Source organism: Enterococcus sp. AMC1252, from assembly GCF_058216515.1.
This window is the reverse complement of sequence record NZ_CM177097.1, coordinates 1,087,124-1,112,557: the sequence shown is the minus strand read 5'-3', so window position 1 is coordinate 1,112,557 and position 25,434 is coordinate 1,087,124. Positions and strand designations below refer to the sequence as shown.

Below are 25,434 nucleotides of genomic sequence, written 5' to 3'. Positions count from 1 at the left end.
TGTTCTCTATTGTCTCGTGAAACGACTATGGTGCTGGTGTGTATTCAATTGACCAAGTGATATCTGCTTGGTAAGTGCCTAATTCAATCGTTTGAGCAGGGACTTTTAAAGTAACTGAACTAGCTGATTCACCGATTCCTGTAATAGGTGCGCCTGGACGTAAAACATTCGTTGCTTCAAAGTCAGCTGATTGTCCAAATTCTGCAGAATACGTTCCTAAACCAACCGCTCCTGTAGACTTTGTATTATCAAAGACTAACTGCTTCCCTGAATTTGCATTAGCTGGGTCAGCCATACTTAAGATGAAGTTCCCTGGTTCACCTGCTGGCCAGTAGCTAACATTTTCTTGTGTTGAATTTAATAAACCATTTTTATACGAAATCGTTGCTTTTTCTAATGTTTTGTCTGCTTTTGTTGTGTGTGTAAATTGTTTTGTCATTTCTGCTTTGATTGCGTACTTATGGTCATCTCCAGCACGTTTGTCTGTCCATTGTACGTAAGGGCCACGTACTTTCCCTGCTGTTTCTGTGCCATCTGGGGCAACTTCTGTCACTGGAATTTCTGCCGCTGTGTACGTTTCTGTTTTTGTAGATATTTTTTGTTGCCCAAAATTCAATACGGCTATACGGTCAATCGTAATCGGACCAAAGTTTGGGTTTTTGTCTACAGTATCTGGGTTTTCAGGTTTGATTGTCCCTGGTTTCTCTGGATCGATATCTTCATTGTCGCCATTGTCTTCAATGATTTCGATGATCCCTTTTCCTTTTAATGAATGCTCATCCGCAAAAGCCGTTGCGCTTCCTGCTAGTGATGCTGAAACGATGGCTGCTAAGGCAACCGTACATAGTGTTCTTGTTTTCATTGTGTTTTCCTCCTAAAAATGTGTGTGTTTTTTTTATATAGTTACTTGCTTGCACAAGTGAACTCCAATTAAGTTGGCAAAGCTGCCAAGATCCAGGTCAATTCTGTTTCATATTGCACTGGCTTGATGACTGTTCTCTCTGGAACAGTTAAGAAAATTGCTTTGTTTCCATAAACTTGTTGCTGCTCAAAGTCTGGGTCTACAATCGCCTCACCAGATGGCGTTGTTTTTGGAAACAGAGTGTTTTCTTGTTGATTATGGTTGTGTTCGGATGCCCCGAACTCGATCGTCCACTGGCCTTTCCCGCTGCCTATTTCGGCAATCGCAACATTTTGAGTGGTGGCCAGTTCTGAAATCTCGATCGTGTCTTTGGTGACAAGGGGCGCTGTCTCCCACGTGTAGACACTATTGGCCCATCCATGGTCTAAAGACAAGGTCGCTCCTTTTAATTCTTGGGCTTCTTTTTCTTGAATGATTGTGTTTCTAAATTGATATTCTTGTCGTACTTGTAACGTCCAACCCTTTTTATCTGAGCGTTCATCCGTAATTTGGATATAACTCCCTCTGGGCGTTGTGCCATCGTGAAACAATTGGGCATTGGCGAAGAACTGTCGGTTCTGTTTCTCGATTTTGTTCTGTCCAAAATTAAAAGAGGAAACAAAATCAATACGCAATGGCCCATCTGTTGACGGACTTGGTCCAGGGTCTACTGGATTTTCTGGGTTTTCTGGATCGATCGGCTGTTTCGGGATTCCCCCGATCATTTCGATGTTTCCCGTCCCAGCTAAGTCATTTCTTTCGGCATAACCTGCAGTTGGCAAGCCCAGTGCTAACAGAGTCAAGCAAGAAAGAGGAAGGATTGTTTTTAAGTAGTTCATTGATCCTCCTCCTTCACTGACCGATTTTTCTTCACTCGTAAAAACAGAAGTACGGCCCCTAGAGCCAGTAACACACCGATCCATGTAAATGGACTTTGGATGATTTCACCCGTACTCGGCAATTTGCCTTTTGGTTTTGTGCTTGGGAATTCTTTAGAAGAACTGATTTCCATTGGTTTTGGCGGTTCACTGGTGCTAGAGCTTATCGGCTCAGCGCTTGATTCTTCATAGAAACCAACTACGCCATTGGTCGTTACTTGACCGCCCTCTGCGGAGGCCTTTTGTGTATTCGTCGCCCCCATTCCAATGAGAAGCAACAGAGCGAAAACTAGTCGTTTATAGCTTTTTTTCATATCTCTCCTCCTTCTCTTATGGATCAGGCGTCGCGGCTAATTCCCACAGAATTTCGCCTTGGTAACTGCCCAACTTTTTGACATCGCCTGGGTCGACTTCTAACTTGAAGCCATCTCCTGCTTTGGTTCCATTCCATGTCGTACTAATGTTATAGAGATCTTTTTCTGCCTCATTCTTATGCACCATGATCGGCTGAGCACCCTTATCTAAGATGATTTCTTTTCCTTCATAGACATAACGAATCGCATTTTTCAAGATACTGTCTTGATGCGCAGGGTCTATATGGGTCATTTCAGCAGTTAGCTTAGCCGTTAACGTCCATTTGTCTTTAACGGAACGGCCATCTTTGACCACTAAATCTTGGTCATACACTGGCGCATTCACCCTCGTGGTTTTCCCATCATATTTGTGTGTGCTGAAATTAATCGTATTAGGCGCAGAATAAAGCATGAGTTTCCCATCAAATACATAGGTCACTTCATTGACTCCATCAATTATTTCAACAGAGGCTTCATTCGTGGGGCGTTCAACAAGGTTATATTGTTGCGCTTTGACAGCCTCAATCGCATTGTAAAGCGCCGAACCAACCGTATCTGCTTCTTCTTTTAGTTTAACGAACGAGCCAATGGTTTCAGTTCGAACAATCGGTTCTGCGATTTTTCCGCCTGCTTTATCTACAAAGTGAATAGTAAGCTCTTTGGTTAACGGTTTTTTCGGTAATACTGGAATCGTCACTTGCGCTTCAGCTTTTATCGTAGAGTCCTTAAAGGTATACGCTGTAAATTTATTTGTGAGCGTCGTGTTTTCACCTGCGATGATTTTCGCTTTATATCTTAGGGTTATTTTTTCCCCTTTCGCTACATCTAGTACGGGGGAAATCAGCATAAAGGATGGCGGTGATGACATAAACATCGGCGTCACTGATTGTTCAGCTCCCTTGTTGTCAACAAGGACAAAGGACGATTGATCCACTTCTAATTCCGCTGGGTATTGATCATTCCACGATACTTCTTTCCAAAGAGCGTCTCCTGCATTAGAAGCCGTTAATTCGAAGGTCAGAATATCCTCAACGCGATCTTTTCCATCGGTTGATGTGTCATTGGTGTATGTTTTAGCGGCTTGAGGTTTGGCGGGTTCTCCTTTTACAGTAATTGCCAGCTCGACTTCGTCTTCATCATTTTTATCATTGTATCCTTTAAAGCGATTGATAATCGTTGTTTGAGAACCACCTACAATCTTTGCTTTGTATTTGATTGTAATTGATTTTTTTGCACCAATATCATATTTACCTATGGAAAAAGTATGCGTTCCTGGATCATAAATGGATGCGGGTAAAGATGACTCTACTCCATTTACGTCAATCATTACGAGTGAGTTGGTATCAAGTTCTAATTCCGTAGGTAATTTATCTTCTAAAGTAACTTGTTGCCAAGGATTCATGTCTCCATCATTTGAAGCCGTAACTTCAAAGTCAAGGATGTCTCCGACCATGTTCTCTCCTTTAGTTGAAGTTGTGTTCTTGTATGACTTATCTACAACAGGTTTCATGAGTTCTGGCTCTTCAATTGACATGTCTAAAGTTGCAGTTCCAACGCTGTTGCTTGGAATGGTTATTTTTGGCCACCTCATCAAGAAAATAGGATGAGACAACAAGTATTCCTCATGCATCGGTAAATAGTTATTTGACCAAGGGCGATAAGGCTCATCCAGACCTCCAGCTTTTTCAACAAACTTAGCTGAATCCATCTCTCTAAAGTAACCTACTTTATGTGTACTACTGCCTAAATCCCCCCATAGATACTCTGTTGGTATATTACTGCCTTCTGGATAGCCAATATTCGTATAAAAATAAATACGCGCTGGAATCCCATCTGCGATTGTCTTTTCAGGTTCATTGAAATAAAGACCGCCTGTTCCATACGAAAACAACCTAGAAGACGTGTGATTTCCACCAACATCCATATGAGACGAGTGATTAATTGCATAGCTCTTCTGCCCGTTATTTTGATTATAAAAACTAACATCATAGCGGATTCTACCTTTTTTAAAATCAGCTACGTAGCCATGAACTCTTACTGGTAAATAGTCATATTTTGGCGCAACATTAGTTCCCCTAATATGTTGTAAAAAGTATCCATAGGAGATAATTTCATTCTCTTTTACATATTGTTCTGTTATATATTCATGTGCAATTGGGCCCACTGTTGGTGAAACTATTCGTCCTGATGAATATATTTTTCCAGTTAAATCATCTAACACACCAATATCAAAACTACTATTGGAAGCTCCAAAGCCGCCCGAGGTATAAGCATAATCAAAACCAAATACTTGTTGCTTCCCAGTTGTCCCTTTTTTCACACCAATCATGGTTGGACCTGTTAAAGCTAATCTTCGAGTATCAGTCGTATCTATTTTGGCATAGATACTCCCCCCCTCAAATTTACCAGTACTAAAGTTAAATACTTCTCCCTTAGCAGCATGACCAAAGTACATATAATAATCCCTCTGCTTAGTAGAAAAAGCCCCACCTGTTAATTTAACCGGTGTATTCACATCTACTTTTTGAAAGGTTGACAAATCTATATCATCTGTATCTAACAATCGCCAATTAAATGATGGTAAAGCAGCCCTTGTTCCAAGAGATAATGTTGACAATTCACTCTCTTTATCACTTGCTTCATGAGCCAACACACTGCTTTCAAAGAAGAATCCCCCTACTATACCAAAAAGAACAATCATAGCCAAAGTGATTTTTTGAGTAATTCTATTTTCCACATTTTTCCTCCTTTCGCAATTTAATATATATTTCATTTTTTATATCAGCCTACATTCAAAGAAAACTTGCCGATCATAACAGGAGCTCCTCCCTATATGCTTTAGTTTTTTTGAACGATGGTTGGTATAAAAATTGAAAACCAAGATAATTGTATTCGAAATATTTTTTTATTTTTCCAGATTATAGTATTATTAAATTAGAATTTCTCTGAAAAACTCTTTTTCATTTCTTGTTCCTATATAAAACAAGATTTTTCTTTATTTCCTCTTATCTCATAGGTATTTCACCTATCTTTGACGGCGAATTTGACGGCGGAGATATTTAAAAAAAAATCTTTTGTAAGAATGTGAGAGATAATCTTAGAAAAAAGTGCGAATAAATCAAAATTAAAGAACAATAGTTATTTAATATAAAAAAGGAATATTACTCCCTATTTAAGTTAAAAAATGAAATAATTATATGAATGCCAATTGATCGATAGCTGCACGCTGATCTTCTAAAAAAGAATTCGTGTATGTATCTAAAGTCATTTTTATCGAGGAATGTCCCAATAAAGAACTTATTGCCGCAATATTAACACCCAGTTCTACACAACGGGTCGCAAAAGTATGACGTAACGCATGGAAAGGAACGTTAATTAAACCTAATCGTTGCTTGATTCGTTCAAACCGATAATTAACAGTTCTTGGTTCTATAGAATTTTCTCCGTTTGCTATTACATAAGAAGAGGTTGTTTGATTTTGACATTTAACTAACACTTCATGCAGCTTTTTAGAAAGAGGAATGATTCGCTCTGCGTTTGTTGTTTTAGGGCTAGTCTCAACCAGTTTAGTCCTTTGTCCTGAAATACCTGCCAAAGCAATTCTTTGCTTCGTACGGCGAACTTTCAACACAGATGAAGCAAAGTCAATATCTTCCCATTTAAGAGCACAAATTTCCCCAATCCGCATTCCAGTTTCTAAAGCAATCAAAACAGGTAATCCTTTCATTGATTTCAAACTTTCTTTCTCTACTGCTTTATGTTGAGCACGTGATAAAGCTTGGATTTGTTGTTTTTTAATCTTTGGCAGTGCTGTATGTTCACACGGATTCAAATAAAGATAGCCTCGTTCTTTTGCAGCCTCCAAACAGTTTTTAACCACACGGAAAATAATGTGAATAGAACTTTCAGCTAAAGTTTTCGACAAATGTACCACTAACTGGTCCATATCTGATGCTGTAATTTTTTTTAGCGGTCTTGTTGCCAGTAGAGGTAATATATGTATTTGTAGTTTATTGCTATAACTAGCATATGTACTTTCTTTCACCTTCGGAAAAATAATGTCATTTAACCATAGATGAGCCCAATCCCCAAAAGATCCGTGAAATTCTTTTGTTATTCCCATATAAATTTTTTTTGATTGTATTTTTTTATCAATCATTTTTTCTTTCACACCACGATATGATCGAGCATAAATATACCCATAATGAATAGAGCCATCAGCCTTTCTTGCCTTTGGGTATCGTCCCTCCCATCGACCATCTTTTCGTTTGTAAATATTTTCACCCTTAGCCAAAAATAATCAAATCCTTTCTACGTTTTGACGGCGGAATTGACGGCGGAAAAAAACAACCAATATCACTTCTACTTTCCACCAACTTACTCAATACAAAAGTAAAATACTTAGTTTTTCTCATTTTTTTACCTTAAAATATAAAAACTTGAGAGTAAAACGATAGTTATTGCTATTGATTTTGTTAAAAAAAAACAATACAATAAACTTTGTTAGTTAGTTTTCTTTAAAGTAAAAATAAACATTTCTTATTTTATATAGGAATAAGAAATGTTTATTTTTTTAATATACTATATTTATACAACACTAATATGTGTATTTTTTATCAATATCTCCTTTGTTTGAAGGAGATATTGATTAACACTTTTACTACTTTACAAAATTGAATTACCAATCTTCTTTATAATTTCTTCCTTAATTGCTTTACTACGTATAAAATACCCGATATAGATGATCAAATTCACCAGAATATAGTTAGTTCATTACTGTTTTTCTATTTGCTTTGTGTCCACTATAAGATTTTCTTCTTGGTATAAATCTGGCACTATTAATTTAGCATGTATAGAAAAAAAATATTTTTTATTTTTTAATATAAAGGGAATTTTTCTCTACATAATTGGCTATACCTTCATAAATATGCGTATAGTTACTATTTACTTCAAATACAATCAAAGTTGAATTATCTAGTGAATAACTTTGGATATCTTTAACCTTACAATATCAATGATTATCTCATAAGACTTTTCTCAGCTAGATCAAAATCACTAAAAATCCTGAACCCATTGACTCTTTTATAGATACATAAGTATTCTCTGAAAAAAGTATTTTTAAGTTGTATCAGAAAAAAACTATAGAAAAAATTACAAATTCTATATTCTTTCCTAGCAATAAGATTGTTCCTCGTTAATTCAAATACGATTAATATATATTTTCTTTAAGTAGATGTGAAAAATAAAAAAGCCTTTAAAAATAAAGGCTTTTTCAGTCAATTGTTATTCATTGTATTTTAATAATAAGATATAGATGTTTACTTTCGTTGTAATAACGTTACCGACTCGATATGAGTTGTTTGCGGGAAATTATCCACTGGTTGGACTTCTTTGACTTCAAAGCCACCTTCAACAAGTAGCGCAAGATCACGTGCTAATGTTGCTGGATTGCAGCTCACATAAACAATTCGTTTAGGTTTTGTTTCGATCAAGGTTTCCACTAAACTTGCTTCTAAGCCTTTACGCGGTGGATCAACAATCACAACATCTGGTTTGATGTCATTCTCGATCATTCGCGGTAACGCTTCTTCCGCTAAGCCTGCTGTAAATGTCGCATTGGCAATATTATTCAATTTTGCATTACTCTCAGCATTTTTCGCTGCTTCTTCGATGACTTCCACACCATAAACATGTTTTGCATCTTTGGCTAAAGTCAACCCGATCGTACCGATTCCACAGTAAGCATCAACAACAATTTCATCACCAGTTAACGCCGCGTATTCTTTAACTTTATTGTACATCACTTCTGTTTGTTGTGGATTTACTTGATAGAATGAACGAGATGAGATTTCAAATTTCAACCCAAAGATCGTATCGATCATCTTGTCTTCTCCATGCAACAGAATCGTTTCATCTCCAAAGATCACATTGGTTTTCTTTGGATTAACGTTTTGCACGATGCTAACAACTTCCGGCAATGCTTCTAAAATATCAGGAATGATTTTACTTGATGGGAACAATTTCGGTGTTCTAGTAATTAGGACAACCATCATTTCTCCTGTATGATAACCACGACGAACGACGATATGACGTAAGTTACCAGTGTTATCTGATTCGTTGTATGGTTTGATGCTGTAGCGTCTCATGATATCACGAATTTTGATGACTGCTTCATCGATTTTAGGATCTTGAATATAGAAATGTTCTAATGGGATTAGATCATGGCTATTTTTTCTGAAGAAACCTGTTTGTAATTTGTCATCGATTTTTCTTACTGGAATTTGAGCTTTATTGCGGTAACCCCATGGATTGTTCATGCCTAGTGTGTCTAATACTGGAACATCTGGTAATTTTGCTACACGTTGCATTACGTTTTTTACTTGATCCGTTTTAAACGTTAATTGAGCGCCATACGCTAAATGCTGTAATGGACTGATCCCAACCTTAGTAAAGTTCGCATCTTTGACTGGTACACGGTTTTCACTTGATTTTAGAATCGTTACAACTTTTCCATAACCAAAACTTTTACCGACTTTCAGTACTTTGATTTCGATTTTTTCACCTGGTAAAGCATTCTCTATAAAAAGCGGGTAACCATCAACTTTGGCAACACCCATTCCTTCATGTGTCAGATCAATAATATCAACTTCGATTGTTTCATTTTTGTTCACGGGAAAATTATTCATAAGTCGCTCCTTCTTTTATGCGCTTCACTCATTCTAATGAAAAACTGCTAGAAAAGCAATAGAGAGTTTGTTTCTAAAGCGAAAAGAATTAAAAATTAAGCCTTCTAATTAATTGATTTCTGCTAGTTTATTTTCAATGAGCTTGATCACTTGTTTTTTTGCTTCTTCACTTTCAATAAAATCGTATTTATCTCCATCGATTTGAATTTTAGGGCTCTCGTTGTATTCTTCAAACCATTTTTCATAACGACGATTCAATTCTTTATAATAATCATATAAAGCTGGATCTTGTTCCACTTGCTCATAAGGACGACCACGTCTTTGAATACGTTCTAACATTTTAGAAAATGATATTTTAATGTGCACTAGTAAATCTGGGCGTTTCTTATTTGCTGCATAAGGTAGCTCTTCTAGCATATTTTCTAATAAAGAATCGTACACTTTGACTTCCGTATCATTCGCTCTTCCTAAGTCTGCATTTAAATGAAATAATAAAGAATCTTCATAGATTGAGCGGTCTAATACATTATTTTCATGCGAAAGTGCTTGTTTAATACTATCGAACCGTTTATTTAAGAAATAAATTTGTAGTAAAAATGCATATTTTTTAGGATCCGCATAAAATAAAGGCAAAACTTCATTGTCATCAACCGATTCATAAAAAGCATCTGATCCTAAATGTTCTGAAATAATTTCTGTTAAACTTGATTTCCCTGCTCCAATTGTACCTGCTAAAACGATCACTGCCATCGAACTCCCTACCTATTAATGATTATTTTTTTTCATTTTTAACCAATGAATCATGCCATAAATGGAATTGATTGTATACATGCAATACATGATGAATAACGCATAATCGCCACCAGCATGCGTTCCTGCTCTAAACCATAATACTATAGAAAATATATTCCCTAATAACCAAAAAACAAACTGCGACTGATATCTCTTGATCATCAATAACATTGCGGTTGCTGATACGCTAAAGGTTATCGCATCTAGCAATTGTTGAGCATCATTGATGAATCCTAAAATAAAGTAAGCAACAACACCGATTGCCAGCCAAACGAATCCCGCATACAGCCACTGAATCCCTTTCAAAGTTTTTACATCTGTCACATTCCCAGAGCCATCTGTGCTGACTTTTAGCCATGCATACAAGCCTGTGATATCCATTATAATATAGAAGGTTTGCAGTAAAACTTCTGCATATACGCGCGTTTTAAAGCCAAAATAGCCTATGATCAATGCACTTATAAATCCGAATAGATAATTGCTAGCCTTCCCTCGGGCAATTAAGTTGACGCAGATAATACCTGATAAGCCACCTACTAATGTAATCCAGCTAGACGGATTATAAACAAAAGCTGCTAATTGTACAAAAATCATCGCGAATAAAAAAAGATAGCTTTTTCTTTGCCAACCTTTAAAATCATTTATTATAAAATTTGAACCCATCTCAAACAAACCTTTCACTTACTATATTTACCATTTTCTGCAGTGATGACGACTTATTTAATTTACCCTTGTTCCACTCATAAGTCAATGAGAACACTTCTCATTTATCGATTATGAGACATTTTTTATACAACATATTGTGTTTTTTAATTTTAAAAAATCTATATATTGTATTCAGGATAATTTTTCATGCTTCAGTTAGATTTAATAGAATAAAAAAGTATCTAAGGTAAATTTGCCTTAGATACTTTTTTATTAGTTTTAAACGATTAACCAATTTTCCCATTATTATCAATATCTTCCTCAGTCAAACGTTCAACTTCTTTAACAAATTCTTTACTTGTCTCAAGATACTCATCTTCATCATCCGATTCACCATCATAATCATCTAAAACAGACCCCATGATCGCATTTGACGGAATCGCATCTGCATTAGCAAACATTTCAATATGCTGGTGCAGATTCGTAAATTCCATCGGTGCATCACCGCCGTACTCACCATCTAAGTTGATCATCATACGGCTATTTGGTTCTAGCGTTTCAGCATATAAATGACTGGTTTTTGTATAGATCAACCGATTGTCTTCGATATGTTTACCACCATTGAGCATTAAAGCTGCTAGATGTAAAATCTCAAAAACATTGGCTGTTTTTACGATAATCAATGAGAATTTTCCGTCATCGAGTTTTGCATCAGGTGCAATCTTTTCAAAGCCGCCAACAGAATTAGTCAGTCCTAAGAAAAACATCGAAGCATTCCCTTCATAGACTCCTTCATCATATTCCATCCGCATTTTTATAGGTTTCACCCGAGGCAGCATTTCTGCTCCTTTTGCTAAATAAGCAAGATAACCAAAAATACTTTTAAGTTCTGAGGGGACTTCATAGGTCAATTCTGTCAAATGACCACCTGCGGCGATATTAATAAAGTAACTATCTTTGGCTTTACCAATGTCCATTTTGACTGTTTGATTTTTTTTGATGACCTCTGCTGCTTTAACAATATTATCTCTAGGAATTTTTAAGGCTCTTGCATAGTCATTGGTTGTTCCAGCAGGAATGATCGCCATAGACGGTCGTTTTTCTAAAGGAGCAATGCCATTCACAACTTCATTGATCGTTCCATCACCGCCAGCTGCAACAATTAGATCAAAGCCCAATTCTGCAACTCGTCGTGCCTCATTTTTTGCGGAATTTTCTTCTGGAGTTGTAGCGAAAGCACTGGCTTCATATCCACATTCTTCTACTATAGAAAGAATATCAGCTAGATTTTTCTTGACTAACTCTTTACCTGAAGTTGGATTATAAATCACTCTTGCTTTTTTCATAATCATCTGCTGCTTTCTAGCGTTTTGCCAATTCTTCTTGTAATAATTTATTCACAACACCTGGGTTGGCTTGACCTTTCGTTGCTTTCATGATTTGACCAACTAAAAATCCTACTGCGCGGTCTTTTCCATTTTTGAAATCATCGACAGATTGCTGGTTATTATCTAATACTTCATTAATGATTGGTAGTAGTTGTGATGGATCTGATAATTGAACTAAGCCTTTAGCTTCAACCACTTCTTTCGCATCTCCACCGTTTTCAATCAATTCTTTAAAGACTTTTTTGGCAATTTTAGAACTGATTGTACCATCTTCGATCAATGTAATCATACCTGCTAAATTTGCAGGCGTTAATTTTGTATCCGGTAATTCGATTTTTTCACTATTTAGGTATGCTGAAACCTCACCCATCAACCAGTTAGATACTTGTTTAGCATCTACACCTTCATTTAGCGCTGCTTCAAAGAAGTCAGACATTTCTTTTGTCAGTGTTAGAACCATTGCATCATATTCTGGTAAGCCTAGTTCTTTGATATAACGAGCACGACGTGAAGCTGGCATTTCTGGTAAGCTGTGACGAATACGTTCGATCCATTCATCATCGATCGCAAAACGAGGAACATCAGGCTCTGGGAAGTAACGGTAGTCACTTGAACCTTCTTTAACACGCATCAATAGTGTTTTATTCGTTGTTTCATCAAAACGACGCGTCTCTTGTTGGATTTCTCCACCTGACAATAACACTTTCGCTTGACGTTTTTCTTCAAACGCAAGACCTTTTTTAACAAAGCTCATTGAGTTTAAGTTTTTAAGTTCTGCTTTTGTTCCAAATTCTTCTTGACCATATGGACGTAAAGAAATATTGGCATCACAACGCATTGAGCCTTCTTCCATCTTCACATCTGAAACGCCTGTAAAGAGGATGATTGAACGGATTGCTTCTAAATAAGCATACGCTTCTTCTGGTGAACGCATGTCAGCTTCTGAAACGATTTCGATCAAAGGTGTCCCTTGACGGTTTAAGTCAACATAAGAATACCCTCCGTCACCGTGAATATTTTTACCAGCATCTTCTTCTAAATGAACGCGCTCAATACGAATACGTTTTGTTTTGCCTTCCACTTCGATATCAATCCAACCATCGTGCCCAATTGGTTGATCGAATTGAGAAATTTGGTAAGCTTTGGGATTATCTGGATAGAAATAGTTTTTACGGTCAAAATGAGTATCCTTAGAGATCTCACAATTTAATGCAAGTGCTGCTTTCATACCAAATTCAAGTGCTTGTTTATTCATGACTGGTAACACGCCTGGGTAACCCCAGTCGATTACGTTTGTATTACTGTTTGGTTCTGCACCAAAATGAGCGGGTGCAGGTGAAAAGATTTTAGAGTTTGTTTTTAATTCTACATGGACCTCAAGTCCGATGACAGTTTCAAAGTTCATTAGTCATTCCCCCCTAAGATCACAGGTTTTTTCGTATGGAAATCAGTTGCTTGTTCAAATGCATAAGCCGCTTTGTACATCGTACTTTCATCAAATGGTTTTCCGATGATTTGTAAGCCGACTGGCAAGCCTTCTGAAAATCCTGCTGGCACTGACATACCAGGTAAACCAGCTAAGTTAACTGGAATCGTTAATAAATCGTTCATATACATCGTGATTGGATCATTAATATTTTCACCTAAGCCAAATGCAACAGTCGGTGATGCAGGGCCAATGATGATATCATATTTTTCAAAAACAGCATCAAAGTCTTGTTTGATCAATGTTCTAACTTGTCCCGCTTTTTTGAAGTAAGCATCATAATAACCTGCACTTAACGAGAATGTACCTAGCATGATACGACGTTTTACTTCGATACCAAATCCTTCAGAGCGTGAGTTTACATATACATCTTCAAGGTTTTTCACGTTTTCAGAACGGTAACCATAACGAATACCATCAAAACGCTGTAAATTTGAACTTGCCTCAGAGGACGCAATGATATAATAGACGGCTACACCATATTTAGAATGAGGTAAGCTAACTTCTTCTACAGTTGCCCCTAATGCCTTAAATGTTTCAGCCGCTTTAAGAACAGCTGCTTTAACACCCGCATCAACACCTTCACCTAAATATTCTTTAGGTAACGCAACTTTCATTCCTTTGATATCGCCAGTTAAACCAGCAGTAAAATCAGGAACAGAAGCGCCAGCAGATGTGCCATCTTTTTCATCAAATCCACTGATTGCATTTAATGCCAACGCATTGTCTGATACATTTCTTGTCATTGGTCCAATTTGATCTAAGCTTGAAGAGAATGCAATCAAACCAAAGCGAGACACACGTCCATAAGTCGGTTTCATTCCAACGATTCCGTTAAATGAAGCAGGTTGGCGAATACTTCCACCCGTATCGCTTCCTAAAGAAACCGGAACTTGTCCCGCTGCTACAGCTGCTGCTGAACCACCAGAAGAACCACCAGGTACTTTAGAATGATCCCAGGCGTTTTTCGTTTTCTTGAAGTAAGATGTTTCTGTACTTGCACCCATCGCAAACTCATCCATATTCAATTTTCCAACAGGAATCATGTCTGCTTGATAAACTTTATCCATCACTGTTGCATCATAAATTGGATTGAAGTTGTGTAACATTCTAGATGCTGCTGTTGTTAAAATATCTTTTGTTACGATATTATCTTTGATCCCAATCGGAATGCCCGCCAAAGGGTTTGATTCAGTAATGCCTTTAAGGTCGATTGCTTTTGCTAAAGCTAACGCCTTTTCATCACTGATGGTAATAAATGAATCAACATCTTTTTCAGTTTCATTGATGCGCTTTAACGTTGCTTGAGTTAAATCAGTTGCAGTAATTTCTTTTGAGACAAGTAAATCATGCAATTCTGTTAGTGACTTATCATATAATTTCTCCATTATGCACCAGCCTCCCCATTGTCAATAATCGCTGGCACTTTAATATAGCCATTCTCTGATTCCGGTACGTTTTTCATTAATTCATCGCGATCCATACCTGGTGTTACTACATCTTCTCTCATCACATTGATTGACTCTGCAACATTAGAGGTAAATGGAACACCTTCTGTATCGACTTCTTCTAATAATTCCACCATGTCGATAATTTTACCTAATTGATCTGTAAAGTCTTTTAACTCCTCATTAGAAAAAGACAGTTTAGACAATTTGGCTACATGTTTTGCTTGTTCTTCACTGATTGCCATGGATACCCTTCTTTCCTTTAGAAAAACCCACTCAAGAGTTCACTAGTTCATTTTTATACTGCTTAACGACATTTTACGTTAAAAAACAGCTTTTTTCTTATTCTATCATAAATTTCTAAGATATTTTGGAAGAGATGGAAGAAAATAGTTTGAAAATGTAAAAATAGGGCTGAAAGTTTGATTTATTTCGTTTTCGAACTATTCAGTTTCTTCTTTTGTATAGCTATTATCTAATGCAGTGACCATCTGCTGTTCATCCCACACTTCTATACCAAGCTCTTGTGCTTTAGTTAACTTACTACCAGCATCCTCGCCGGCGACCACGATATCAGTCTTCTTAGAAACACTGCCAGTTACTTTACCACCTAGATTTTCAATTTTTTCTTTTGCTTCTTCTCGATTGTAATGTGTAAGCTTCCCTGTTAAAACAACTGTTTTATCCTTGAATGGTGATTCTACAGCTTCCAATTGAGCTGTTCGAATGCCTTTGTATTCAAAATTAACGCCCGCTTTGGCCAATTCATCCATTAGCTCATGAACTTCCTCATTATCAAAATAAGTGACCAAGCTATCCGCAATGATCTCACCTATAGAATCTAAAGCCACGACTTCTTCTTTTGTCGCTTTGCTAATTGTTCGTAAATCACCAAAATGTTCCGCTAAAACTTTAGCAGCCTTAGAACCAACATGACGAATACCTAACCCAAAAATTAAACGCTCAACAGAATTATCCCGACTTGAAGCAATAGCTTGATAGATATTATTTGCTGATTTCTCTTTGATTTTTTCTAAAGTCATCAACTGCTCTTCTGTTAAAAAGTACAAATCAGCTACATCAGCAACTAATTCTGTATCATACATTTGTTCGAGCACGCGAGGTCCTAAACCATCGATGTTCATAGCATTTCTAGACACAAAATGATTCAGTCCTTCTTTGATTTGGGCTGGACATTTTGGATTGATACAGCGCAAAGCAACTTCTTCATCTAGATGGACTAATTCACTATTACAAACTGGACAATGAGTTGGTATTTCATATGGTTGGCTATTCTCATCTCGTTTTTCGGTCAAAACTTGGGCAACTTCTGGAATAATATCCCCTGCTTTATAAATGATGACTGTATCATTCAAGCGAATATCTTTCATTGCAATAAAATCGGCATTATGCAAACTTGCTCGGCTAACTGTTGTACCAGCCACACGAACTGGCTGCATCACAGCCGTTGGTGTTACGACACCTGTGCGACCTATCGTCCATTCGATTTCTTCAACTACTGTTTGTGCTTCTTCTGGTGGAAATTTATAAGCAATCGCCCAACGAGGTGCTTTAACAGTAAAACCTAATTCATCTTGAATCATGAAATCATTGGTCTTGATCACGATCCCATCGATTTCATATGGTAGCTCCGAGCGTTTTTCATGATATTCTTCTATATAAGCCCAAACTTCATCGATGTTTTGGCACAGTATTTTTTCTGGATTGGTTCTAAAACCAATTTCTGATAGTTCATTCAATGCATCAAACTGAGTTTGTGCCGTCATTGGTCCAAAATCAGCCACAGTATATAAAAAGGTGTTTAGATTTCTTTTAGCAACCATGCGTGTATCTAACTGACGCAAGCTTCCAGCAGCTGCATTTCTTGGATTAGCAAATACATCTTGACCAGCTTCTTCACGTTCTTTATTCAAGTTGACGAACGATTGCTTCGGCATGTAACATTCGCCACGGACTTCGACAGAAATCGGTTTTTTCAACTCTAAAGGAATTGATTTGACCGTTTTCAGATTCTCAGTGATATTTTCACCAACAGTCCCATCACCACGCGTCGCACCTTGAATGAATTTACCATTTTCATATTTTAATGAAATCGCTAACCCATCGATTTTTAACTCGCAACAATAACTCACTTGTTTTCCAGCTAATTTTTGAACACGTTCATCAAAATCATATATATCTTCTTTACTGAAACCATCATTCAAACTATACATTTGAACTTCATGAGTGACTTTTTCAAATCCTTGTAAAATCTTTCCACCAACACGCTGAGTTGGTGAATCAGAAGTAATCAAATCTGGATATTCGGTTTCTATGTCTGATAATTCTTTATACAAGCGATCATAGACATAATCTTCTACGGTCGGTTTGTCAGCAACGTAATATTCATGGGAATACTGATTTAACTGAGCTCGTAGTTCTTTTGCTTTGTCTGTTGCTTCGGCTAATGTCAACGGCGCTTGTGCCATGAATAATCCCTCCTAATATTAAAAGTGGAACAAATCGGTTAATCCTATAGAAAATTAGGAACTTAGCATTGAAATGTTCTTTGTTTCGCTGCTAAGTTATCTATTTTCATAAGAATTGATTTGTGCAACTAGATAAATTTAAACGCTGAAAGAGCTCGTTCAGAATAGTAGCAACGTTTCGCTACGCTAGACCTTGTACTTTTCAACATCAAAACAACTAACGGAAGCAACGTTCCTTTCAGTCACCTTACCAATCAATATCAACTCATAAATTCATTGTATTTCTTGGCATGTTTCAAAGCAAAAGCATAGCAGCTTCGTTTAACCTCATTAAAAATACGATTGAGGCACTCTTTACCGCACTTATATTTTTTCAATCGGAGCAAATGCAGCTAATAAGCGCTTGATTCCTTTTTCTGGAAAAGCTACATCCAGTTCAAGGTCTTTAGCAGTACCGCCAACTCGAACGACTGTACCTGTACCCCACGCTTTATGTCTGACTTTATCTCCAGCTTGCCAAGACATTGATTCCCCACCGCTCTCAACTTTATCCGTTACAGGTTGCTTTGTTGGCTGCGCATAAGCTGGTTTAAACACTTTTGGTTCAAACGTTCTAGCTGGTGCTTTAGGTGAAGCAATCGAACCTTGTAAATCTAATAACTCTTCATCGATTTCATCTAAGAAACGGCTTGGACGATTGTATTGCGTTTTCCCATATAAAGTTCGAGAAAAAGCATTAGATATATATAATACTTCTTCAGCACGGGTAATACCCACATATGCAAGACGACGTTCTTCTTCTAGTTCACTTTCTTCTAGCATTGCACGAGAGAGCGGGAAGACTCCTTCTTCTAATCCAATCAAAAATACAACAGGAAATTCAAGTCCTTTTGCCGCATGTAAAGTCATCAAGGTCACTTGAGAAGTACTTTCTTCTAAATTATCTAAATCTGAAACTAGCGCTAGATCATTTAAGAAAACAGCTAATTTTTCATCTGGCGCATCGGCTTCTTCTTCGTCTTGGCGTTCATAACGTTTATCAAATTCTTGAGTAACTGTTAAAAATTCATCCAAGTTTTCTAAGCGTGCTTGAGATTCTAAATTATTTTGTCTGACTAATTCTTCACGATAACCGCTGCGTTCCAGCACTTCTTTCACCAATTCAGTAATTGTTAAATAAGGAATCATCTGTGTCAAATCTTGAATCATCATGCCAAAGCTGCCTAACTCTTTGCCAGCTTTTCCTGAAATATTTGCCAAATCTACATTCTGCGAAGCTTCCAATAATGACCAACCATGCATCTGAGAAAAACTTCTTAATTTTTCAACAGAGCTTTTGCCAATGCCTCGTTTTGGTTCGTTGACTACTCGTTCAAAACTAAGTGAATCCATCGAGTTGGAGATAATGTTTAAGTAGCCTAGAATATCTTTGATCTCTTTACGATCGTAGAACTTGTGTCCGCCGACCATTGTGTAAGGAATATTTGATTTCAACAGCATTTCTTCCATTACACGAGACTGCGCATTCGTACGATACAAGACAGCAAAGTCTCCATAAATACGGTCTCTTTCGCGCATTTCTTTTTGAATCTGTCCTACAATAAACTGAGTTTCATCTCGTTCGTTATCGCCTCGATAATAAACGATTTTTTCTCCATCAGTATTTTCTGTCCACAATTGCTTGTCACGACGATTGCGATTGTTTTTGATTACATTATTCGCTGCATCCAAGATTTTTTTGGTTGAGCGGTAATTTTGTTCCAGCATGATGACAGAAGCATCGGGATAATCCTTTTCAAAATCTAAGATATTCTGCATATCCGCACCACGCCAACCATAAATACTTTGGTCAGCATCACCCACAACACATAAATTTTTAAAACGTTCTGCTAACATATTCACTAAAGTGTACTGAGCATGGTTGGTATCTTGATACTCATCTACATGGATATAATGGAATTTATTTTGATAATACGTCAACGAATCTGGATGCTCATTAAATAAACGAATTGTATTCATGATCAAGTCATCGAAATCCATACATTGATTATTTCTCAATTCTTTTTGATACAACTTATAACATTTTGCAACAACTTCCTCATAAGGTGTTCCTTGCAGCTCTTCTACTTTTTCCGGTGTCTGCAACTCATTTTTAGCGTTACTGATCGTACCTAGAATTGAGCGGGGATCGTATTTTTTCGCATCAATATTCAGCTCATTTAGGATTCTTTTCATCAATGTCCGTTGCTCAGAAGTATCAATGATCGTGAAATTACGATTATAACCTATGTGATCAACATCTCGACGTAAGATCCGTACACACATTGAGTGAAAAGTGGAGACCCAAACATCATTTCCGCCAACTTCTAATAACTTCCCAACCCGCTCTCTCATTTCTTTTGCGGCTTTATTGGTAAATGTGATTGCCAAAATATTCCATGGATTAACATCTTTTTCTTCAATTAAATAGGCAATGCGGTGAGTTAATACTCTTGTCTTTCCACTGCCTGCGCCCGCCATAACTAATAAAGGCCCTTCTGTATGTAGAACGGCTTCTTTTTGTCTCGGGTTCATACCTTGGATCAAGGCGTTTTCTTGTGCCATCATCAACGTCCTCTCTCTTTTTTCAATCTTATACATTATACCAAAAATAGAAGGAAAATTCTTTAATAATGATGGAATTCATGCAACAATATTTTCTTTTTGGATAATGATCATTTTAGTGACTATTCAACCTTACTTAATGTGTTTTTTTATATCTCAAACGGGAACAAAAAAACTCACTCAACGAAGAGTGAGGCCTTATGATCAAACATCTTTGTACATTATTTAGGAATTACAATCCACTCACTCCGTTAAACAGTGAAACTGTAAATTCATTGAAAAAAAACTATTTTTTCAACTATTTATATTCCGAATCTAAACTGTCGATTCCACTACTCAATTTATCTACGATCTCTTCATTCACATAAACAGAGATTTCTCCCCCATTTACAGGAAATACCCCAGCCCCAGTTTCATCTAAAGTTACCTTAGCATTATTATTTCTCAAAATATCAACGAACACTTTTCCTGCATGAACAGCACTGATCGTCATCGTTTTTTTACCCGCTTGAGCATTCGTCATTACTACAGCATAACCTGATTTTTCTCGATCAAACGTCCCCGTTCTGATCCAGCCAATGACATTAGGATCGTCAAAGTAATCCATTTCACTTCCATAAGCTAAGCGTCCACGAATGGTTAATAATAATTCCAAATCTTTTCCGACTGCATCCACGCCTTGGGATGGAATTCCAAACAAATCTCCCCAAAAAACGACTGGAGTTCCAGCTTTCCTCAATAAAATCAATGCATAAGCATGGACCTTAAACCAACCATCGACCCAAGATTCTAAACTTTGACCTTTCTGAGTATCATGATTATCAACGAAAGTCACTGCCCATTCTGAACGCTCTTTAGCCAAGGTTCCTTCAAAGATATTTCTCATATCGTAGTGTCCGTCAGAATTTGCTGCTTCGTAAAAATGATAATGTAAAGGAACATCAAATAAAGATATTAGGTTTCCTGAACTATCGATATAATTCGTCAATTTTTCAAGTTCCCCATTCCAATATTCACCAACCACAAATAACTCTTTGCCTTTTTCTTTCCTTCTATTTAATAACCAGTCCACAAAATAATTAAATTGAATATGTTTCACTGCATCTAAACGATAGCCATCTAGATCAGTCAACTCTTGATACCACTGCCCCCACTTATTTAACTGCTCTACAGTTTCAGGATATTCCATATCCAAATTACATCCCATCAAATAATCATAATTACCATTTTCATTATCAACTTCTTCATCCCAACCTTTCCCTTTAAAGTTGAAAATCCCGTGATCTTTTCTTCGATCATCAAAATCAACACCAGAGAAATTTTTCCAAGTCCAGACGTAATCATTATATTTTTGATTTCTACCAGGGAAAATGAATTTTGTCCACGCTGAAATTTCTTTTTCCCCACTTAGTGCCTCGTTACGATTATCAGAACGATACTTTATTGCTGAAACATTCTCTTCTTCATCCGCCCCCATAAAATGATCAAAAACAATATCTCCGTACACTTCCATTCCATTTTTTTTTAATACTCTGACACAAGTTAAATACTCTTCTATAGTACCGTACTTAGTTGGTATCGTTCCTTTTTGATCAAACTCCCCCAAATCGTATAAATCATACGGCGCATAGCCGACATCTTCTAGCCCATTTGCACCTTTATAGGCCGGAGGAAGCCAAACTCCATTGATTCCTTTTTTATGTAATTCTTCTGCTAAATGAGTCAAACGATCCCAATGTTGACCGTCTGCTGGCAAGTTCCATTCAAACCCTTGCAATATTGTACGATTATTCATACGTATCCCTCCGATTTACCTTAACTTCATTAAGCCAAAGAACAAACCTCTTTGTCAAATAATAGATTTCCTAATTTTATTTCTGTAAGATGAACGTTTTAAAACATTTTTGATCGTTTTTGACCGTTTTTAATTGCGTCGGAAAATCAAATGTGCTATTATAATCATCGGAAAGAGGTGTGAAAATGCTTACAGAAGAAAGACATCAAGCTATTTTACGATTATTGGATCAACAATCCGTCGTTAAATCACAGGAATTATCCATACTTCTAAATGCATCTGAATCAACTATTCGTCGAGATTTACAAGAACTTGAAGACGCAGATTTATTGGAGCGTATCCATGGTGGAGCGAAACGAATTTTAAATTTAGGATTTGAACAAGATATGACTGAAAAATCAGTCAAAAACACGCAAGAAAAAAAAGTGATTGCGTCGTTAGCTGCACAATTTGTTCACGATGGTGACGTTATTTATCTGGATGCAGGATCGACTACTTTAGAAATGTTACCTTTTTTAGCAGAAAAAAATATCACAGTTGTTACAAATTCTGTTCATCACGCTGCTAAACTTGGTGATTTGAATATTAATACCATTATCCTTGGCGGATCACTAAAACTATCAACTAAGGCAATCACTGGTTCCACTGGTATGGAGCAACTCAGTCATTTTCGTTTTAACAAAGTATTTATGGGCATGAATGGTGCTCATCTTGAATTTGGTTTGACAACACCCGATCCTGAAGAGGCAGCATTAAAACGTTTGGCTATTGCACAAGCAGAAGAAGCTTACGTTTTAATCGACCAAACGAAATTAAATAAGGTTACCTTCACAAAGGTAACTGATCTTGAAGATGTGACACTTTTGATCAATCATTGTTCACCAGAATTACTTGAACAATTTCAGAAAAAAACAACGATCAAGGAGGCAATACAATGATATACACAGTGACATTAAATCCTTCAATTGACTATATTGTTCATGTAGAAGGTCTTACATTAGGTGATTTAAATCGAATGACCAAAGACTTTAAGTTACCTGGAGGCAAAGGCATCAATGTTTCCAGAATTCTAAAAAGAATCAATGCAGAATCAACGGCCCTAGGATTTTTAGGTGGTTTTACTGGAAATTTTATTTCTGACTGGCTTTCAGCTGAACAGATTCAAACAAAATTTACGGCTGTCCAAGAAGATACACGAATCAATATCAAGTTAAAATCAGAAACTGAGACTGAAATCAACGGCTTAGGTCCTACTATCAGCAACAAGGAGATGCAGGAATTAAAACAAACATTAAGCATGATTTCAGCTAATGACATTGTTGTTTTATCCGGAAGTACACCTGCAACTTTACGAAGCGGCTTTTATGAAGAATTAATCCAAATCATTAAAGACAAACATGCTGAATTTGTCATTGATACAACTGGTAAAGACTTACTAAATGCTTTACCACAAAAACCGTTGCTTATCAAACCGAACAACCATGAGCTAGCCGAATTGTTTGACGCAAAATTTAATTCAATAGATGATATCTTGCCATTTGGAGAACGTTTGTTAAAAGATGGTGCCAAACATGTGATCATCTCAATGGCGGGAGAAGGTGCGTTACTTTTCACTAAAGATGGTACCTACCGCTCAAACGTCCTAAAAAGACCATTAAAAAATTCCGTTGGCGCTGGAGACTCCATGATAGCAGGATTCGTAGGTACGTTTGCCAAAAATAATGACCCTCTTGATGCGTTCAAATGGGGTGTTGCTTGCGGCAGTGCTACTGCTTTTTCAGACGATTTAGCATCCATTGATCTAATCAATGAGCTTATTTCAGAAGTAGTAATTGAAAAACTCAATTAGCCTTGTATGATACTCAACTTATTGTACTTTAGCTAATTTCAATGAATTACTGTTGAGAAGTACAAAGTGAAACGAAACGGAACGTTGTTACTTATATATTAGGAGGAAAAACAATGAACATCAAAGACTTACTAGTCAAAGAAGTTATGATCATGGACTTGCAAGCAACTGATAAAAAGGCTGCAATCGATGAAATGGTTCAAAAAATGTATGATGGTGGCAGAATTTCTGATATCAATACTTACAAAGAAGGAATTTTAGCTCGTGAAGCCCAAACTTCAACTGGTCTTGGTGATGGGATCGCTATGCCACATGCTAAAAATAATGCTGTCAAAGAAGCAACTGTCCTATTCGCCAAAAGTAGCACAGGTGTTGATTACGAAGCGTTAGATGGACAACCAACTTACTTATTCTTTATGATTGCTGCTCCAGAGGGTGCTAATGATACACATTTACAAGCATTAGCTGCCTTATCTCGACTATTGATCGACCCTGATTTTGTCGCAAAATTAAAAGAAACGAAAACACCAGAAGATGTTCAAAATCTATTTCAATCTGCTGAAAAAGCGAAGGAAGCTGAAGAAAAACAAGAACAATTAAAAGATGCATCTAAAGACGATCAAAATGACAATCGTAAATTTGTCGTTGCTGTTACCGCTTGTCCAACTGGAATTGCCCATACCTATATGGCTGAAGATGCATTAAAGAAAAAAGCCAAAGAAATGGGAATCGATATCAAAGTCGAAACAAATGGTTCGGAAGGAATCAAGAATCGCCTAACAGCAGAAGATATTGCTCGTGCTGATGGCGTAATCGTTGCTGCTGATAAAAAAGTTGAAATGAATCGTTTTGACGGAAAAGAATTAGTAAACCGTCCAGTAAGTGATGGTATTCGTAAAACAGAAGAATTAATTACACTAGCAACTAGTGGTACAGCTCCAACATTCCACAGTTCAGAATCAGATTCAAATGAAGAAGATGGATCAGCCGACGGTTCAGTCGGTTCAAGAATTTATAAAGATTTAATGAATGGTGTTTCACATATGCTCCCATTCGTTATCGGTGGTGGAATCGCCATTGCTCTTTCATTTATGATCGATCAATTTATCGGTGTTCCTCAAGATAAATTAAGTATGCTTGGTAATTATAATGAAGCAGCTTCTTGGTTCAATCAAATTGGTGGTGCTGCGTTTGGCTTTATGTTACCAGTTTTAGCTGGATTTATTGCTTCAAGTATTGCTGATCGCCCAGGATTAATCGTAGGTTTTGCTGCTGGTGCGTTAGCCAATACAGGTGGCGCTGGTTTCCTCGGTGCTTTGGTCGGCGGATTCTTAGCTGGATATGTCATTATTTTCTTGAAGAAACTCTTCAAAGGTTTACCTAAATCCCTTGATGGTATCAAAACGATTTTATTTTACCCCGTTTTCGGTCTACTGATTACTGGTGGTTTGATGCTGTTAGTCAATGTTCCAATGAAAGTCATCAATGATGGTTTAAATACCTTCTTGTTAAGTCTAGATGGAACAAATGCGGCACTTTTAGGTGCGTTACTTGGTGGTATGATGGCTATTGATTTAGGTGGTCCAATCAACAAAGCTGCTTACGTATTTGGTACAGCGTCGATTGCTGCAACTGTTACAGAAGGCGGTAGTATCATTATGGCGTCTGTTATGGCTGGTGGTATGGTTCCTCCTTTAGCTATTTTTATCGCAACTTTGGTCTTTAAAAATAAATTTACGAAAGACCAAAAAGATGCTGGTTTAACAAACTTAGTAATGGGCTTATCGTTTGTAACTGAAGGGGCAATTCCTTTTGCTGCAGCGGATCCCTTGCGTGTTATTCCAAGTTTCGTTGTCGGATCTGCATTAGCAGGTGGTTTAGTCGGCGGCTTTGGAATTCGTTTATTAGCTCCTCATGGTGGTATTTTTGTGGCACTTTTACTAAGTCATCCCCTTTTATACTTGGCCTTTATTGCAATTGGTGCAGTTGTGTCTGCCATCATTTTAGGGATTGTTAAAAAACCAGTTCCACAATAACTTCTAAATTGATCAAACGGTACTATCAATCCTCAAATGGTGACGAGTTCGCTCTTATTCATTTGAGGATTTTTTGTGGAATGA

The 25,434-nt window shown here is 37.0% G+C and carries 18 protein-coding genes; 3 read left to right on the top strand and 15 right to left on the bottom strand.

Annotated features, from left to right (window positions below; all coding sequences use genetic code 11):
- Nucleotides 1-25 precede the first annotated feature (25 nt).
- The 15 genes from AC4BB5_RS05110 to AC4BB5_RS05040 form a co-directional block, all read right to left on the bottom strand.
- Nucleotides 26-862, bottom strand: coding sequence for a WxL domain-containing protein (locus tag AC4BB5_RS05110; RefSeq protein ID WP_490458297.1), 837 nt, complete (start codon nt 860-862; stop codon nt 26-28).
- Nucleotides 863-930: 68 nt separating this feature from the next.
- Complete coding sequence (locus AC4BB5_RS05105) at nt 931-1,740, bottom strand: WxL domain-containing protein (RefSeq protein ID WP_490456765.1); 810 nt, start codon at nt 1,738-1,740, stop codon at nt 931-933.
- Nucleotides 1,737-2,093, bottom strand: coding sequence for an EF2685/EF0750 family sortase-dependent surface protein (locus AC4BB5_RS05100; protein WP_490458296.1), 357 nt, complete (start codon nt 2,091-2,093; stop codon nt 1,737-1,739). The genes AC4BB5_RS05105 and AC4BB5_RS05100 overlap by 4 nt, the downstream gene beginning before the upstream one ends.
- Nucleotides 2,094-2,109: 16 nt before the next feature.
- Nucleotides 2,110-4,869 carry an isopeptide-forming domain-containing fimbrial protein gene (locus tag AC4BB5_RS05095; RefSeq protein ID WP_490458295.1) on the bottom strand — a complete coding sequence of 920 codons (2,760 nt, stop codon included), beginning with the start codon at nt 4,867-4,869 and terminating at the stop codon, nt 2,110-2,112.
- A gap of 456 nt (nt 4,870-5,325) precedes the next feature.
- Nucleotides 5,326-6,426, bottom strand: a complete 1,101-nt coding sequence (locus AC4BB5_RS05090) for a tyrosine-type recombinase/integrase (RefSeq protein ID WP_490458294.1) — start codon at nt 6,424-6,426, stop codon at nt 5,326-5,328.
- 1,024 nt (nt 6,427-7,450) lie between these two features.
- On the bottom strand, nt 7,451-8,818 hold the full coding sequence (rlmD, locus tag AC4BB5_RS05085; protein WP_490458293.1) for a 23S rRNA (uracil(1939)-C(5))-methyltransferase RlmD: 1,368 nt from the start codon (nt 8,816-8,818) through the stop codon (nt 7,451-7,453).
- A 108-nt stretch (nt 8,819-8,926) separates the two neighbouring features.
- On the bottom strand, nt 8,927-9,568 hold the full coding sequence (locus AC4BB5_RS05080; protein ID WP_490458292.1) for a deoxynucleoside kinase: 642 nt from the start codon (nt 9,566-9,568) through the stop codon (nt 8,927-8,929).
- Nucleotides 9,569-9,583: 15 nt separating this feature from the next.
- Nucleotides 9,584-10,273 carry a nicotinamide riboside transporter PnuC gene (gene pnuC, locus AC4BB5_RS05075; protein ID WP_490458291.1) on the bottom strand — a complete coding sequence of 230 codons (690 nt, stop codon included), beginning with the start codon at nt 10,271-10,273 and terminating at the stop codon, nt 9,584-9,586.
- A 269-nt stretch (nt 10,274-10,542) separates the two neighbouring features.
- Nucleotides 10,543-11,601, bottom strand: a complete 1,059-nt coding sequence (locus AC4BB5_RS05070; RefSeq protein ID WP_490458290.1) for a diacylglycerol kinase — start codon at nt 11,599-11,601, stop codon at nt 10,543-10,545.
- A 16-nt stretch (nt 11,602-11,617) separates the two neighbouring features.
- A complete protein-coding gene (gatB, locus tag AC4BB5_RS05065; RefSeq protein ID WP_490458289.1) occupies nt 11,618-13,048 on the bottom strand; it encodes an Asp-tRNA(Asn)/Glu-tRNA(Gln) amidotransferase subunit GatB in 1,431 nt (476 codons plus the stop codon).
- Nucleotides 13,048-14,517 carry an Asp-tRNA(Asn)/Glu-tRNA(Gln) amidotransferase subunit GatA gene (gene gatA, locus AC4BB5_RS05060; RefSeq protein WP_490458288.1) on the bottom strand — a complete coding sequence of 490 codons (1,470 nt, stop codon included), beginning with the start codon at nt 14,515-14,517 and terminating at the stop codon, nt 13,048-13,050. Before gatA ends, gatB begins: the two co-directional genes overlap by 1 nt.
- Entirely contained in the window at nt 14,517-14,822 is a 306-nt protein-coding gene (gene gatC, locus AC4BB5_RS05055; protein WP_490458287.1) for an Asp-tRNA(Asn)/Glu-tRNA(Gln) amidotransferase subunit GatC, read from the bottom strand. Before gatC ends, gatA begins: the two co-directional genes overlap by 1 nt.
- Before the next feature lie 198 nt (nt 14,823-15,020).
- Complete coding sequence (gene ligA / locus AC4BB5_RS05050; RefSeq protein ID WP_490458286.1) at nt 15,021-17,066, bottom strand: NAD-dependent DNA ligase LigA; 2,046 nt, start codon at nt 17,064-17,066, stop codon at nt 15,021-15,023.
- A gap of 363 nt (nt 17,067-17,429) precedes the next feature.
- Nucleotides 17,430-19,670, bottom strand: coding sequence for a DNA helicase PcrA (gene pcrA, locus AC4BB5_RS05045; protein ID WP_490459029.1), 2,241 nt, complete (start codon nt 19,668-19,670; stop codon nt 17,430-17,432).
- Between the two features lie 298 nt (nt 19,671-19,968).
- Nucleotides 19,969-21,465 carry an alpha-amylase gene (locus AC4BB5_RS05040; protein ID WP_490458285.1) on the bottom strand — a complete coding sequence of 499 codons (1,497 nt, stop codon included), beginning with the start codon at nt 21,463-21,465 and terminating at the stop codon, nt 19,969-19,971.
- A 185-nt stretch (nt 21,466-21,650) separates the two neighbouring features.
- On the opposite strand from AC4BB5_RS05040, the gene AC4BB5_RS05035 reads away from it, so the two are divergent.
- The 3 genes from AC4BB5_RS05035 to AC4BB5_RS05025 all read left to right on the top strand — a co-directional run bounded on the left by AC4BB5_RS05035 (nt 21,651) and on the right by AC4BB5_RS05025 (nt 25,350).
- Complete coding sequence (locus AC4BB5_RS05035; RefSeq protein ID WP_490458284.1) at nt 21,651-22,403, top strand: DeoR/GlpR family DNA-binding transcription regulator; 753 nt, start codon at nt 21,651-21,653, stop codon at nt 22,401-22,403.
- Nucleotides 22,400-23,314, top strand: a complete 915-nt coding sequence (pfkB, locus tag AC4BB5_RS05030) for a 1-phosphofructokinase (protein ID WP_490458283.1) — start codon at nt 22,400-22,402, stop codon at nt 23,312-23,314. The genes AC4BB5_RS05035 and pfkB overlap by 4 nt, the downstream gene beginning before the upstream one ends.
- A 113-nt stretch (nt 23,315-23,427) precedes the next feature.
- A complete protein-coding gene (locus tag AC4BB5_RS05025) occupies nt 23,428-25,350 on the top strand; it encodes a PTS fructose transporter subunit IIABC (protein ID WP_490458282.1) in 1,923 nt (640 codons plus the stop codon).
- Nucleotides 25,351-25,434 lie beyond the last annotated feature (84 nt).